At 70.3% G+C, this 14,587-nt stretch carries 8 protein-coding genes and 1 pseudogene; 3 read left to right on the top strand and 6 right to left on the bottom strand.

Annotation, left to right across the window (positions count from 1 at the left end; translation table 11 throughout):
• Window positions 1-21: 21 nt before the first annotated feature.
• The 3 genes from VFZ39_RS02330 to VFZ39_RS02340 form a co-directional block, all read right to left on the bottom strand.
• Window positions 22-2,997, bottom strand: a complete 2,976-nt coding sequence (locus VFZ39_RS02330; protein ID WP_330864112.1) for a bifunctional [glutamine synthetase] adenylyltransferase/[glutamine synthetase]-adenylyl-L-tyrosine phosphorylase — start codon at window positions 2,995-2,997, stop codon at window positions 22-24.
• Window positions 2,994-3,710, bottom strand: a complete 717-nt coding sequence (locus VFZ39_RS02335) for a type 1 glutamine amidotransferase (RefSeq protein WP_330864113.1) — start codon at window positions 3,708-3,710, stop codon at window positions 2,994-2,996. The genes VFZ39_RS02330 and VFZ39_RS02335 overlap by 4 nt, the downstream gene beginning before the upstream one ends.
• A 75-nt stretch (window positions 3,711-3,785) precedes the next feature.
• Window positions 3,786-5,123: a glutamine synthetase family protein gene (locus VFZ39_RS02340; protein ID WP_330864114.1), complete on the bottom strand. Its 1,338-nt coding sequence runs from the start codon at window positions 5,121-5,123 to the stop codon at window positions 3,786-3,788.
• Between the two features lie 239 nt (window positions 5,124-5,362).
• Between VFZ39_RS02340 and VFZ39_RS02345 the strand changes: the two genes are divergently transcribed.
• Window positions 5,363-5,863: a GNAT family N-acetyltransferase gene (locus tag VFZ39_RS02345; protein ID WP_330864115.1), complete on the top strand. Its 501-nt coding sequence runs from the start codon at window positions 5,363-5,365 to the stop codon at window positions 5,861-5,863.
• A 15-nt stretch (window positions 5,864-5,878) separates the two neighbouring features.
• Here VFZ39_RS02345 and VFZ39_RS02350 read toward each other — a convergent pair whose 3' ends face one another.
• On the bottom strand, window positions 5,879-7,975 hold the full coding sequence (locus tag VFZ39_RS02350; RefSeq protein WP_330864116.1) for an NAD(+) synthase: 2,097 nt from the start codon (window positions 7,973-7,975) through the stop codon (window positions 5,879-5,881).
• A gap of 9 nt (window positions 7,976-7,984) precedes the next feature.
• Window positions 7,985-8,557, bottom strand: a complete 573-nt coding sequence (locus tag VFZ39_RS02355; protein WP_330864117.1) for a winged helix-turn-helix domain-containing protein — start codon at window positions 8,555-8,557, stop codon at window positions 7,985-7,987.
• 350 nt (window positions 8,558-8,907) lie between these two features.
• On the opposite strand from VFZ39_RS02355, the gene VFZ39_RS02360 reads away from it, so the two are divergent.
• Window positions 8,908-13,317, top strand: coding sequence for a S8 family serine peptidase (locus VFZ39_RS02360; protein WP_330864118.1), 4,410 nt, complete (start codon window positions 8,908-8,910; stop codon window positions 13,315-13,317).
• Window positions 13,318-13,479: 162 nt separating this feature from the next.
• Window positions 13,480-14,397 carry a hypothetical protein gene (locus VFZ39_RS02365; RefSeq protein ID WP_330864119.1) on the top strand — a complete coding sequence of 306 codons (918 nt, stop codon included), beginning with the start codon at window positions 13,480-13,482 and terminating at the stop codon, window positions 14,395-14,397.
• An 8-nt stretch (window positions 14,398-14,405) separates the two neighbouring features.
• Here the strand turns inward: VFZ39_RS02365 and VFZ39_RS02370 are convergent.
• A pseudogene (locus VFZ39_RS02370) lies at window positions 14,406-14,587 on the bottom strand (hypothetical protein); the annotation flags it as partial.

Genomic DNA, 14,587 nt, shown 5'->3' on the forward strand with positions numbered 1-14,587 from the left:
TCATGATCCAATCACGTGGGGTCAGCTCCAGAAGACGCGCTCGACGACCGCGTGAGCGCGACGGGTTCGGCGAAGGTAGTCGTTCAGCATCTCGTCCGTGGCTCCCGGCGGGTAGCCGATGGACATCGCCACCGCCGCCCGCTCCCGGGTGTTGGGTGGCAGCTGGTCGCCCGGCTTGCCCCGGACCAGCGTGATCGCGTTGCGGACCCGGCTGACCGTGCGCCAGCCATCGGCCAGCACCTGCGCGTCGTCCTGGCTCAGCAGGCCCGCCTCGCGCGCGCCCGCCACGGCGGCGAGCGTCTGGGTCGTCCGGAGCCCGGGCACCTCTGCACCGTGGCGGAGCTGCAGCAGCTGCACCGTCCACTCGATGTCGGCGAGGCCGCCGCGACCGAGCTTGAGGTGGGTGTTGCGGTCCGCGCCGCGCGGCAGCCGCTCGGTGTCGACCCGCGCCTTGATCCGGCGGATCTCGACGATGTCGTCGTGCGACAAGCCACCGTCGGGGTAGCGCAGCGGGTCGATCAGGGCGGTGAACCGCCGGCGGAGCTCCGGGTCGCCGACCACGGCGTCCGCACGCAGCAGCGCCTGCGCCTCCCAGACCCGTGACCACTTCGCGTAGTAGGCGGCGTAGGACTCGAGCGAGCGGGCCAGGGGTCCCTGTTTGCCCTCGGGGCGCAGGTCGGCGTCCACCTCCAGCGCCGGGTCGGAGCCGGGCAGGGCCAGCAGCCGTCTCACCTCGTTCGCGACCGCGACCGCGTAGTCGGACGCGACCCGCTGGTCGACGTCGGGTCGAGGGTCGTGGACGAACAGGACGTCGGCGTCCGAGCCGTAGGACAGCTCGAACCCGCCGTAGCGCCCCATCGCCACGATCGCCATCGCGGTGGGCGCCTCGTCGAGGTCGCGGGTCTCGCGCACTGAGCGCTCCGCGACCGCCAGCGTGGCCCCCAGGGTGGCGTCGGTCAGCCGGGTCAGCGCCACGCCGACCTCCGCCACGTCCGTGAGACCCACCAGGTCACCGGCCGCGATCCGCAACAGCTCACGACGACGTACGGCGCGGATGGCCCGTGAGGCGTCCTCGGGGTCGTCGCGTCGGCCGGCCGTCGCCTCCATCTCCTCGGCGAGCGCCTCCGCGGTGAGCGGCGTGAGGTCCTCCCCCAGCATCTTCACGCCCTTGGGCTCGCGCTCCAGCAGGTCGGTCGCGTAACGCGACGTCGCCAGCAGCGTCGCGAGCCGCTGGGCGACCTCGCCCTCGTCGCGCAGCGTCGAGAGGTACCACGGGGTGTTCCCGAGCGCCTCACTCAGCCGACGGAAGCCGAAGAGTCCCGCGTCCGGGTCCGGTGCGTCCGCGAACCACTCCAGCATGACCGGCAGCAAGGTGCGCTGGATCTGGGCGGCCCTGGTGACCCCGGTCGTGAGCGCCTCGAGGTGGCGCAGCGCGGCCCGAGGGTCGAGGTAGCCGAGCGCCGACAGCCGAGCCGTCGCTGCCTCGAGCGAGAGTCGCGCCTCGTCGCCGGGGAGCCTGGCGACCGCCGCGAGCAGCGGGCGGTAGAAGAGCTTCTCGTGCAGCCGTCGTACCTCGCGGCGGTGGTGACGCCACGCGGCCTCCAGCTCGGCGACCGGGTCCTTGACGAACCCCATGCTCCGAGCGATACGGCGCAGGCTGGCGTCGTCGTCAGGGACCACATGGGTGCGCCGCAGCTGGAAGAGCTGGATCCGGTGCTCGAGGGTGCGCAGGAACGAGTACGCCTCGTGCATCGCCTCGCCGTCGCGTCGTCCGATGTAGGCGCGCTGGGTCAGCGCCGCCAGTGCGCTCAGCGTGGCCGGGGCGCGCAGGCCTGGGTCAGTACGCCCGTGCACGAGCTGGAGCAGCTGGACCGCGAACTCGACGTCGCGCAACCCACCGGAGCCGAGCTTGAGCTGCCGCTCGGAGTGCTCGGCGGGAATCGTGTCGAGGACGCGGCGCCGCATCGCCTGCACGTCCGTGACGAAGCCGTCGCGCTCCGCGGCCTGCCACACCAACGGCCGCACCATCTCGACGTACTCGCGACCGAGGGCGAGGTCTCCGGCCGCGGGCCGGGCCTTGAGCAGCGCCTGGAACTCCCAGGTCTTCGCCCATCGCTCGTAGTAGCCGCGGTGGCTGGCGATGGTCCGCACCAGCGGGCCTGCCTTGCCCTCCGGGCGAAGCGCCGCGTCGACCGGCCAGATCGTCCCTTCACCCGTGTGGTCGGAGCAGGCCCGGATCAGGTGGGTGGCGAGCTGGGTGGCCACCCGGGTGGCGTCGGCCTCGTCGACGCCGTCGGCGGGCTCGAAGGCGAAGATGACGTCGACGTCGGACACGTAGTTGAGCTCGTGACCACCGCACTTTCCCATCGCGATCACGGCGAGCCGCGCGCTCCGGCTCGCCTCGCCGACCTGTGCCCGGGCGATCGCCAGCGCGGCGTCCAGCGTGGCTGCGGCGAGGTCGGAGAGCTCGGCCGCGGTGTCGTCGAGCCGCTGCGCGTGGGCCAGGTCGCGGGCGGCCAGTCGCAGCAGCACCCGGCGGTACTCCACGCGCAGCGCATCGAGCGCCTCGGGCTGAGGCACGGTCGCGGTCGGTGTCGGGTCGTCGGGATCCGCGCCGACCACCTGCATCAGCCCCGTTCGCACGGCGAAGGCGGGGGCGCGCGTCGACTCCAAAGCCCGGTCGGTCAGCTCGCGCCAGTGCTCGGGGTGCCGGCTGAGGTGGTCGCCGAGGGCCACGCTGGCACCGAGCACGCAGAGCAGCCGGGTCGCGGTGCCCTCGTCGTCGGACAGCGTGGCGAGCAGCTCGGCAGGGTCGTCGGTCGCGTCGACCAGTCGCGATAGCCCGGCCAGGGCGAGGTCCGGGTCGGGGCTGTGGCCGAGCGCCTCCACCAGCTGCTCGCCGACGGAGCCGATCCGGTCCAGCTGCGCGGTCGCCTGTTCGGGGTCGGCGAAGCCCAACCGGGCCAGCGCCGCGCGACCCCGGTCGGGTCTGCTCACCGGTCGGCACTCCGAGCCAGCTCGACCAGCCGCTCGGCGAGCGGACGCCACGCGTCGTCGAGCTCGGCCCGAGCCGCGGCGATCTCGGTGAGCAGGGCGTCGGTGTCGATCCCGCGGGCGTCGTGCTCCGCACGGTCGTCCTCCACCCAGGAGGCGATCACCAGCTCATCGGCCTCGGGGTGCAGCTGGACACCCCACGCGGAGGGGGCGAACCGCGCGACCTGCAGCTCACCCTGGGGCGTCTGGGCGAGGGCGGCGGCGCCGTCCGGCAGCTTCGTGACCAGGTCGTGGTTCCACTGGATGCCGCGCACCGGCCCGAGGTCACCGACCAGCGGGTCAGCCGCTGCCTCGGGCAGCCAGCCCACGTCGTACAGCCCGACCTGCTGGCCGAGCGGGCTGGGCTCGGCCACGCCACCCATGGCGACGCCCATCAGCTGGTGGCCGAGGCAGATCCCGAGGAGCGGGGTCGCCTGCTCGACGGCCTCGCGGATCAGCTCCTTGACCGGGCCGAGCCACCAGTGGCGGTCGTCGTCGTTGGCCCCCATCGAGCCGCCGAGCACCACCACCGCGTCGTACGACGTCACGGGCGGCAGCTCGTCGCCGGCCCACGGCCGACACACGTCGAGGTCCGCGCCGGCGTCGGTGAGCCAGGTCGCGACGCGGGCCGGCGGGCAGCCGGCCTCGTGCTCCACCACCAGGATCTGAGCGCTCACACCCTCCACCCTCCTATGCCGCCCAGTCAGTTGTGTACCCATGGAACCCGGTCAGCGGGTTGGGTCGGGAGGCGATCAGATGACCGGGAGCATCCGGTCGCGCTCGAACGGCGACACCTGGATGCGGTAGTCCGCCCACTCCTGGCGCTTGTTGCGCAGGAAGAAGTCGAAGACGTGCTCCCCCAGGGCCTCAGCGAGCAGCTCGGAGCTCTCCGCGATCCCGATCGCGTCGTAGAGGCTCTTGGGCAACGGCTCGATCCCGAGGCTCTTGCGCTCCCGCTCGGTGAGCGACCACATGTCGTCCTCGGCCTCGCGCGGCAGGTCGTATCCCTCGTCGATCCCCTTCATGCCGGCGGCGAGGATCACGGCGAACGCGAGGTAGGGGTTGCACGCAGCGTCGATCGTGCGGATCTCGATCCGGGTCGAGGGGCCCTTGTTGGGCTTGTACATCGGCACCCGGATCATCGCCGAGCGGTTGTTGTGCCCCCAACAGATGTACGGCGGCGCCTCGTCTCCTGCCAGCAGCCGCTTGTAGCTGTTGACCCACTGGTTGGTGACGACCGAGATCTCGCTGGCGTGGTGGAGGATGCCGGCGATGAACTGCCGGCCGGTCTTGGAGAGCTGGTACTCCGCGCCGGCCTCGAAGAACGCGTTCTGGTCGCCCTCGAAGAGGCTCACGTGGGTGTGCATGCCGGACCCGGGGTGGGTGGTGAACGGCTTGGGCATGAAGCTGGCCCAGATCCCCTGCGACAGCGCCACCTCACGCACGACGGTCCGGAACGTCATGATGTTGTCGGCGGTCGACAGCGCGTCGGCGTACCGGAGGTCGATCTCCTGCTGCCCCGGGCCTCCCTCGTGGTGGCTGAACTCGACCGAGATCCCCCTCGACTCCAGCATCGTGATCGCCTCGCGCCGGAAGTCCGATCCGCGCGACTGGGCCGTGTGGTCGAAGAAGCCGCTCCGGTCGACCGGGACCGGCTCGTCGCCCGGGCCCGGGGTGTGCTTGAACAGGTAGAACTCGATCTCGGGGTGGGTGTAGAACGTGAAGCCCCGCTCAGCCGCCACCGCGAGGTTGCGCTTGAGCACGAAGCGAGGGTCGGCGTACGACGGGGACCCGTCGGGCATCTCGATGTCGCAGAACATCCGCGCGGTGGATGGACCCTCCCCTCGCCACGGCAGGATCTGGAACGTGCTGGGGTCGGGCTTGGCGAGCATGTCGGCTTCGTACACGCGGGCGAAACCCTCGACCGCGGAGCCGTCGAACCCGATGCCTTCCTCGAAGGCCCCCTCGAGCTCGGCCGGCGCGACCGAGACCGACTTGAGGAAACCGAGGACGTCGGTGAACCACAGCCGCACGAACCGGACGTCACGCTCCTCGAGCGCCCGCAGCACGAAGTCTTCCTGCTTGCCCATGGCGCCACCCTATGGCCCGCATGTTGCAGACATGTGTCGCCTCGGCCCGGTTCTGGAACACGGTGAGGAAGGAACGGGCTGGAACAAGGGGGTCCCGATCCCGGGGGACGCGGACGACCGTTGTGTCACGGACCGTGACACAACGTGGAGCACGAGGTGCCCAGTGATGCACCACGGCGTGCCAGAACCGCTCACCGCCCACTAGCCTGCGGAGCACGCGATCCGATGGGAGTCCGACCATGACTCTTGATCTCGAATTCGACCTCGTGCCGTTCGCCTCTGCGCAGGCCGACCTCGTGAGCTCGTGGGCGCCGACCGCGGCGGAGGTCCGTTCCTGGTGCGCCCGGACCGAGGCCCCGGTACCGCCCGACGTCATCGCGCAGTGGTCGACGGCCGGTGACGTCGAGGCGTTCCTCCTCCGCGACGGGGACGCACCCGTCGCGTACGGCGAGCTGTGGCTCGACGACGAGGAGGGCGAGGTGGAGCTCGCGAGGCTGCTGGTCGCACCCGACCGGCGCGGGCAGGGCGTGGGTCGCGCCCTGACCTCGCTGCTCGCGGATGCCGCACGCCGGCACCACCCGGACCTCCCCACCGTGTGCCTGCGTGTGCTGCCGGAGAACACGGCGGGACATCGCGCCTATGAGGCGGCGGGGTTCAGGTTCGTCGACCCGGACACCGAGGCGGCCTGGAACGAGGGCCAGTCGACGCAGTACCGGTGGATGGTGCAGCCGAAGCCGTAGGAACTGCGTCGGGCCTCAGGCAGTGTCGCGGGGGATGTCGCGGGGGATGTCGCGGGGGATGTCGCGCTCGATCTCGGCGAGCCACGCGGCGGCACTCGCGTCGCTCGGCATCCGCCAGTCACCACGCGGACTCATGGTCCCGCCGGCGCTGACCTTCGGGCCGTTCGGGAGGGCGGACCGCTTGAACTGGTTGGCGAAGAAGCGCTTGACGAACACCTCGAGCCAGTGCCGGATCGCCGCCAGGTCGTACGCCGGTCGCCCCTCCTCCGGATAACCGGGCGGCCACTCGCCGACCGTCGCATCGGACCAGGCGTGGTGGGCGAGGAACGCGATCTTGCGTGGCCGGTAACCGCGTCGGATGACGTTGTAGAGCGTGAAGTCCTGGAGCGAGTACGGCCCGACCGAATCCTCGGTGCTCTGGGTGCCGCCGGGGATCAGCTCGGGCGTGATCTTCTGCGCGAGGATCTCCTGGAGCACGTCGTTCGTGTCGCTGCTCCCATCGGGATCGGCGAACTGACCGGAGTCGATCACCCAGCGGATCAGGTGCTGGATCAGCGTCTTGGGGACCCCGGCATTGACGCCGTAGTGGGACATCTGGTCACCCACGCCGTACGTGCACCAGCCGAGGGCGAGCTCGGAGAGGTCACCGGTCCCGAGCACGATCCCGCCACGGTGGTTGGCGAGCCGGAACAGGTAGTCGGTGCGAAGGCCGGCCTGCACGTTCTCGAAGGTGACGTCGTAGACCTCCTCGCCCGCGGCGAAGGGGTGGTCGAGATCGGACAGCATCTGGCTCGCCGCCGGAGTGATGTCGATCTCCTCGAAGGTGACCCCGAGGCTCTTGCACAGCCGGGTCGCGAAGGCTTTCGTCTCCTCGCCGGTGGCGAAGCCGGGCAGGGTGAACGCGTGGATGTCCTCGCGCGGGCGCTCGAGCCGGTCCATCGCCTTGGCGGCCACGATCAGCGCGTGCGTCGAGTCGAGACCCCCGCTGACGCCGATCACGATCTTGGGCTGTCCGCTCTGCTTGATTTCCAGGCTGTGCAACCGCTGCTCGAGCCCGGAGACCTGGATGTTGTAGGCCTCGTAGCAGTCCAGCGCGAGCCGCTCCGCCTCGTCGGGGACGAACGGGAACCGGTCGACCTTGCGGCGTAGCCCGATGTCACCGGTGGGCGGGCGTAGCTCGAGCTCCACGGTCCGGAAGTCGCCCAGCACCGAACGTTCCGCGACCCCGCGCCGGTTGTCGTCGAAGGTGCCCTGTCGCAGTCGCTCCTGCCGGATCCGGTCCAAGTCGACGTCGGCGACGCTCATACGTGGACCGTCGGGGAAGCGCTCGCTCTCGGCCAGCAGATCGCCGCACTCGTAGATCATCGTCTGCCCGTCCCACGACAGGTCGGTCGTCGACTCGCCCTGGCCCGCGGCCGCGAAGACGTACGCTGCGCTGCAGCGCGAGCTCGCGGAGCGCACCAGGAGCCGGCGGTCCTCGGCGCGGGCGATCGTGATCGGGCTGCCGGAGAGGTTGCACAGCACGGTGGCTCCCGCGAGCGCGGCCTCCGAGCTGGGCGGCACCGGCACCCACATGTCCTCGCAGATCTCGACGTGGACCACCAGGTCCGGCACGTCGGTCGCGGTGAAGAGCAGGTCCGGCCCGAACGGCACCTCAGCACCCAGCAGTGTGATCGTCGACCCGCGCCGGTCGTCGCCGGCCGCGAACCATCGCCGCTCGTAGAACTCGCGATAGGTGGGCAGGTAGGACTTGGGAGCCACGCCGAGCACGCGACCACGGTGGATGACCACGGCGCAGTTGAGCACGCGTGAGCCGTGCACCAGAGGAGCACCGACCACGATCATCGGCGTCAGTTCCTCAGACCCCGCCACGACCGTCCCGATCCCCTCGACAACCGACTCCAGCAGGGTGTCCTGCAGGAACAGGTCCTCGATCGCGTAGCCACACATCGACAGCTCCGGGAACACCGCCACCGCCGCACCTTCATCGTGGCAGGCCCGCGCCTGCTCGAGGATCGTGGTCGCGTTCGACGCGGGGTCGGCGATCGACACGGGGACGGTGCAGGCGGCCACCCGGGCGAATCCCTGGTCGTACGCCGAGAGGAAGTCCACGCCTCGAGTCTAGGGTGCGGCCTCCGCTGGCCCGGCCGGCCCGCCTCGCACCCGCGTGGGCTCGGCCGCCGACCGCTGGACCGGGAGCGGCTGGCGGTGGTCGACGATGCGCAGCCCGACGCCGCGCACGGCGCGGATCCCCAGCGGGCTGGAGACGTCGCGCAGCTTGCGTCGCAGGCGTTTCACCACAGACTGCACGTCGTCGCGACCCGCGAGGTGGTCGTTGCCCCACACAGTGCGGTGGAGGAGCTCGAAGGTCCAGGTCCGCAGCGGCGGGTCCAGCAGGCAGAGCAGCAGGTCGTGCTCGAGCGGCGAGAGCGCGACGCTCGACCCCTGCCAGCGCATGGTGCGCCACTCCGAGTCGACCTCGACCCCGTCGACCAGCGGTGGCGGGTCGGGAGCCGACAGCTGGGGCGCCGCGTCGACCGGCTCGATCGGTGGGACGGCCGTGACCGTCCCAACCGGCTGCACCGTCTCGAAGTTGCCCCGTGCGAGCAGCTGCAGTGCTTCCTCGCGAGTGGCCACCAGCAGCAGGGGCGCATGCGGGCTCACGATCCTGGCGACTCTCAGGCGCTCATCCATGGATGCAGCGATCGCGATCACGACCGCCGGTTCGTTCTCCGACGACGAGCCCGCAACTGCCTCCGGAACAAGAGCCTCTCCCCGAGCGAGAGACATCTCTCATCCTTTCCGCTGGCCAGACCTTCACCCCTAGGGGCGAAGGAAGTCAAGGGTTCCCGATGACCGCAATGCGACCGTGACCTGCCCGGTTCGCCCGTTAGTTGCCGCGCGTACGCCGTTGTCCGCCTGACTCCGGCTTCCTACGGTCGAAGGGCTGCCCCGCACCGGGGCAGCGTCACAACCCCCCTCACACCCTGCTCCGTGGGCGTGCGACATGCGCTTCCGGAGCGTCTCTCGGGAGGAAAACCACCATGTCAAGTCCCACCCCTCGGGCGTTCGCTCGGGCCGATCGCGGGTCACCACGCCAGCTGTTGCTACAGCTGCTGGCGCTGGTCATGGCCGCGGCGGCCCTCGTCGTCACAGGAGCGGCTGCCCCCGCAGCCGCCGAGCCGCAATCAGCGGCCGACAAGATCAGGCCGAAGCTCGCTCAACAGCTCGACGCCAAGGGCGAGGCCACCTTCTGGATCCGCTTCGAGCAGGCGGACCTCTCCGCGGCGTCGAAGATCGACGACTGGGAGAAGCGCGGCCAAGCCGTCTACGACACCCTGACCAAGGCCGCCGAGGAGCGGCAGAAGGAGGTCCGCTCCCTCCTCGAGGACGACGGCGCGTCGTACCAGTCCTTCTGGGCCACGAACGCGATCCGGGTCGACGGCGGATCCGAGGATCTCGCCCTGGCCGTCGCTGCGACGCCCGAGGTCACGGCTCTCTACCCGCAGTTCGACTACCGCCTGGAAGAGCCCAAGAAGGGCAAGGACATCCGCCAGCCGCAGGCCGTCGAGTGGGGCATCGCGAACATCAATGCCGACGACGTCTGGAGCCAGTTCGGCGTCACCGGTGAGGGCATCGTGGTCGGCAACATCGACACCGGCGTCCAGTTCGACCACCCGGCGCTCGTCGACTCCTACCGCGGCAACAACGGCGACGGCACGTTCGACCACAACTACAACTGGTTCGACGCGGCCGGAACCTGTGGCGACGCGCCGTGCGACAACAACGGCCACGGCTCCCACACCATGGGCACCATGGCCGGCGACGACGGTGCCGGCAACCAGATCGGCGTGGCTCCGGGTGTGACGTGGATCGCGGCCAACGGCTGCTGCCCCTCCGACGCCGCCCTCATCTCCTCCGGTGAGTGGATGATCGCGCCGACCGACCTGAACGGCGAGAACGCGGACACCAGCAAGCGCCCCGACATCATCAACAACTCGTGGGGCAGCCAGGTGCCGACCAACGACCCCTTCATGGAGGACGTCATCGCCGCCTGGGAGGCCGCAGGGATCTTCGGCACCTGGTCGAACGGAAACAGCGGACCGGCGTGCGCGACCTCCGGATCTCCCGGCAGCCGGACGATCACCTACTCCGTCGGTGCGTACGACATCAACAACGTCATCGCGTCGTTCTCTGGCCGCGGACCGGGGCAGGACGGTGAGATCAAGCCGAACATCTCGGCGCCGGGCGTCAACGTCCGTTCGAGCGTTCCCGGCAACGGCTACGCGTCGATCAGCGGGACCTCGATGGCCGCACCGCACCTGGGCGGCACGATCGCGCTGCTGTGGTCTGCCGCGCCGGGCCTGATCGGCGACATCCCGGGCACCCGGCAGCTGCTGGACGACACCGCGATCGACGTCAACGACACCACATGTGGTGGCACTGCCGACGACAACAACGTGTGGGGCGAGGGTCGACTCGACGCGCTCGCGCTGCTCGAGGCGGCACCGGTCGGCGACGCCGGCACGGTCGCCGGCACTGTCACCGACGCCGGCAGCGGCGACCCGCTCGCGGACGCGACGATCGCCTTCGTCGGTGAGTCCAACCGCAATGTCCTGACCGGTGACGACGGCACCTACTCGGTCGCGCTGTCGGCAGGCGACTACGACGTCACGGTGTCGAAGTTCGGCTACGTGACCGAGACGACCACGCTCACGGTCGTGGCCGGGGAGACCACGACGTCCGACCACGCGCTGACTGCGGCACCGTCGGTGACGCTGAGCGGGACGGTCGCCGACGGATCGGGCCACGACTGGCCGCTGTACGCCCGCGTCGACGTGGGCGGACCGGCCGAGGACACCTGGACCGACCCGGAGACGGGTGAGTACTCGGTCACGGTGCCCAGCAATGCGTCGTACGACGTGACGATCACCGCCGACTACCCCGGTTACACCGCCTCCACCGAGACGGTCGCGATCGGCGACGGTGACACGACCCACGACGTGGCGCTGACGGTCAACACCGCCACCTGCATCGCCCCCGGGTACGAGTTCAACACCGCCGGGGTCACGGAGTCCTTCGACTCCACCGAGGCCCCCGACGGCTGGACCGTCGTCGATCACGAGGGCAACGGGCAGGTCTGGCTGTTCAACAACCCGAGGAGCCGGGCCAACCTGACCGGTGGCAGCGGGAACTTCGCGATCATGGACAGCGACTACTACGGCTCGACCGGCATACAGGACACCTCACTGGTGTCGCCGGTGGTCGACATGTCGTCGCTGACCGCGCCGGTCGTCGGGTTCAAGCAGGACTACAACAACCTTGGTGACATCGCAGACGTGGACGTGAGTGTCGACGGCGGCCAGACCTGGCAGACCGTGCTGCACCAGACCACCAGCGTGCGTGGTCCGCGCGAGGACGTCGTCCAGCTTCCGATGGCGGCTGGTGAGCCCGACGTCCAGGTGCGTTTCCACAACCACGAGGCCGACTTCGACTGGTGGTGGGAGGTCGATGACGTGTTCATCGGCAACCGCACCTGCGACCCGATCGAAGGCGGTCTGGTGCTCGGCAACGTGCGGGACACCGTCACCGGCAACGGCATCAACGGCGCCGTGGTGACCAGCCTGGACGCGCCGGACACCAAGGCCAGGACGAACGCCACTCCGGACGACGAGAACCTCGACGACGGCTTCTACTGGATGTTCTCGGCCGAGACGGGCACCCACCCGTTCGAGGCCACGGCCAACCAGTACTCGTCGGACACGCAGGACGTCCGGGTGATCGCCGACCTGACCAACCGGGCTGACTTCGAGCTCGGTGCCGGCCACCTGGTCGTCACCCCGACCGAGGTCTCGGCTACCCGAGGGCTCGGCACGGCACCGGTGGAGAGGACCTTCAAGGTCACCAACGACGGGGTCGCACCGGTGGACGTCGAGTTCACCGAGAAGCGCGGTGGCTTCGTCATGCAGAAGGCGGACGGCACCAAGACGAGCCGTACGGCGATGCTGGCCGAGACGGGCGCACCCCTCAAGCTGGTGCACGGCAAGTTCTCGCCACTGTCGCAAGCGGCAGCCGATGGGAAGGCACCGCAGTCGGCTCCTGATGCCGTCGGGCCGCACGAGGACCCGTGGACCGCGGTGGCTGACTACCCGGTGAACACCATGGACGCCGGGGCGACGATCGTCGACGGTCTGCTGTACTCGTTCGGCGGGTTCGACGGCGGCGACATCACCGCTGACGCGTTCGTCTACGACCCGGCCACGTTGGCGTGGTCCGAGATCGCGTCGATGCCGGACGGGCGGGAGAACCCGGCGGTTGCCACCGTCGACGGTGTCGTCTACATCACCGGTGGCTGGCTGCCCGACGGGACGCCCGCCACGTCGACACTCGCCTACGACCCGGCCTCCGACAGCTACACGGAGGTGGCCGACCAGCCGGTCGGCGTCGCAGCACCGGGTCGTGCCGTGCTCGACGGCCAGATGTATCTGGTCGGCGGGTGCCAGGACGCCTGCGGCATGCGGGACGTGCAGGTCTACGACTCCGCCGGCGACTCCTGGACACAGGTGGCGGACTATCCGGAGGCCATCTCGCACGTGGCGTGTGGGGCGATCGACGGACGGCTCTACTGCGCAGGCGGTTCGGCTGGCGCGTCGACGAAGCACGCCTACGTCTACGACCCCGGGAGCGACGCCTGGTCGCCACTGGCGGATCTGCCCATCGACCTCTGGGCCATGGGCTACACCGCCGCGAACGGCCAGCTGCTGGTCTCGGGTGGTGTGACGAACGGGTTCGCGACCTTGACCAACCAGGGCTTCGCGTACGACCCGGGCTCTGACAGCTGGACGGCCTTGCCGAACTCGAACAACACCCTCTACCGGGGTGCGAGCGCGTGTGGCCTCTACAAGGTCGGCGGATCGACCGGTGGCTTCGCGCCGGTGAACGACGTCGAGGTCCTCCCGGGTATGGAGGACTGCGGCGAGGCCGGTGCGGACGTGGAGTGGCTGTCGGTGTCGCCGGCGACCGCGACCGTGGCGCCGGGGCAGTCGGTCACCGTCACCGTGACCCTGGACCCGAACGTCGCCCAGCCGGGCACGTACACGGCCGCTGTCGGGATCAAGGAGAACGCTCCCGGTTCGGTCGAGCCGGTCGGGGTCACGATGAACGTGAACCCGCCCAAGGCCTGGGGCAAGCTCGCCGGAACGGTCAGCGGGCGCTCGTGCCAGGGCGACATCGCGCCGCTTCCTGGAGCCACGCTGCAGGTCGACTCGTGGGCCGGCTCGTGGACGTTCGAGACGGAGGCTGACGGCGGTTACGCGTACTGGTTCAACGCCGGTGCGAACCCGCTGCAGCTGATCGCCGCCAAGGACGGCTACCAGCCGCAGACACGGCAGGTCAGGCTCCAGAAGGGGAAGACGGTGCGCAGCAACTTCACGCTCCGTCGCGCGGGGTGCTGATGAGCTGAGCACCCCGTGAGCAGCAGCTGAGCTGCTGCTCGACACCACGGCGGGACCCCGACCGGAGACGGTCGGGGTCCCGTCGCTTCACTGTCCGGGGCACGTGGGGTGCAGGATTCCCGCGGGACACTGGCGAGGAAGCCGGGAAGGAGCGTGGCAGGCATGCGCGAACGACCCACCGGCGTTTCCGACGCGGCCGTGCTCGCATCGGTTCGCGAGCAGTGGCTGCCGGAGGCCGAGACGGTGGAGCACCTGCCGGTGGGCTTCGGCGCCTGGCACTGGCGCGCGTCGGCGGCCGGCCGGCCCAGGCTCTTCGTCACGCTCGACCGACTCGGGGAACGACACACGCCGGAGAGTCTCGACGCTGCCTACCGTGGTGCGGCCGTGCTCGCCACCGCCGGCCTGGACTTCGTGCTCGCACCCTCGCCCACGATCGACGGCTCGTTCACTGTCGCGCTGGACGGGCACCGGTTGAGCGCCACTCCGTGGGTCGACGGCACGAGCGGTGATGGCAGCCTGCGCGACGACGGCGAGGCCCGACGGACCGCCGAGATGCTGGACGCGCTCCACACGACGCCGCCGCCGGAGCTGCCCCGGTGGACGCCGCTGGTCGGGGTGGACCTGCCCGCTCGCACCGCAGACCGGGTGCGTTCTCCGTGGGACACCGGGCCGTACGGCGAGCGGGCGCGTGCCGCACTGGCCGGCAGGCTGTCCGACCTCGACCGGTGGGTGCACCGCTACCTCGACCTGGCAGGGCGCACCGATCCGTCGCACTGGGTGGGGACCCACGGCGAGCCGCACACCCGCAACCAGCTCTTTACTGCCGATGGGCGGACCGTCCTCGTGGACTGGGAGTCCCTCAAGCTCGCACCCCGTGAGCGCGACCTGCGGGTGCTGGTCGACCAGGGATACGGCGCGCTGTGTCGGGCCGAACCCGACCTGATCGAGATGTTCGACCTGGAGTGGCGGCTCGACGAGATCGCGCAGTATGCCGAGTGGTTCCACGCACCGCACACGGGCACGGACAACGACCGGGTCGCCATCGGCGGGCTGCTCCACGAGCTGGAGCGGCCCGGCTGATCGTCGCCTCAGGCCTTGGTGGCGCCCTGGTCCACGTCCTCGTCGAGCTCCTCGTCGACGTCCGCCTCGACGGCTCCCTCCGAGTCCTCCGAGTCCTCCGCGTCGGTGTCGTCGGCCTCGACGGCCTCGTCGCTCTCGTCCACGTCCAGCGGAAGCTCGTCCTCGGCGCCCTCCTCGAAGTCGACGTCGA

The sequence above is a fragment of the Nocardioides sp. genome (genome assembly GCF_036374615.1).
In the GTDB taxonomy this organism is placed as follows: domain Bacteria; phylum Actinomycetota; class Actinomycetes; order Propionibacteriales; family Nocardioidaceae; genus Nocardioides.

Coding starts and splice junctions, on each gene's coding strand:
- VFZ39_RS02340 (WP_330864114.1), bottom strand. CDS start 5,123: ATGGGCAAGCAGGAAGACTTCGTGCTGCGGGCGCTCGAGGAGCGTGAC.
- VFZ39_RS02345 (WP_330864115.1), top strand. CDS start 5,363: ATGACTCTTGATCTCGAATTCGACCTCGTGCCGTTCGCCTCTGCGCAG.
- VFZ39_RS02355 (WP_330864117.1), bottom strand. CDS start 8,557: ATGGATGAGCGCCTGAGAGTCGCCAGGATCGTGAGCCCGCATGCGCCC.
- VFZ39_RS02365 (WP_330864119.1), top strand. CDS start 13,480: ATGCGCGAACGACCCACCGGCGTTTCCGACGCGGCCGTGCTCGCATCG.
- VFZ39_RS02360 (WP_330864118.1), top strand. CDS start 8,908: ATGTCAAGTCCCACCCCTCGGGCGTTCGCTCGGGCCGATCGCGGGTCA.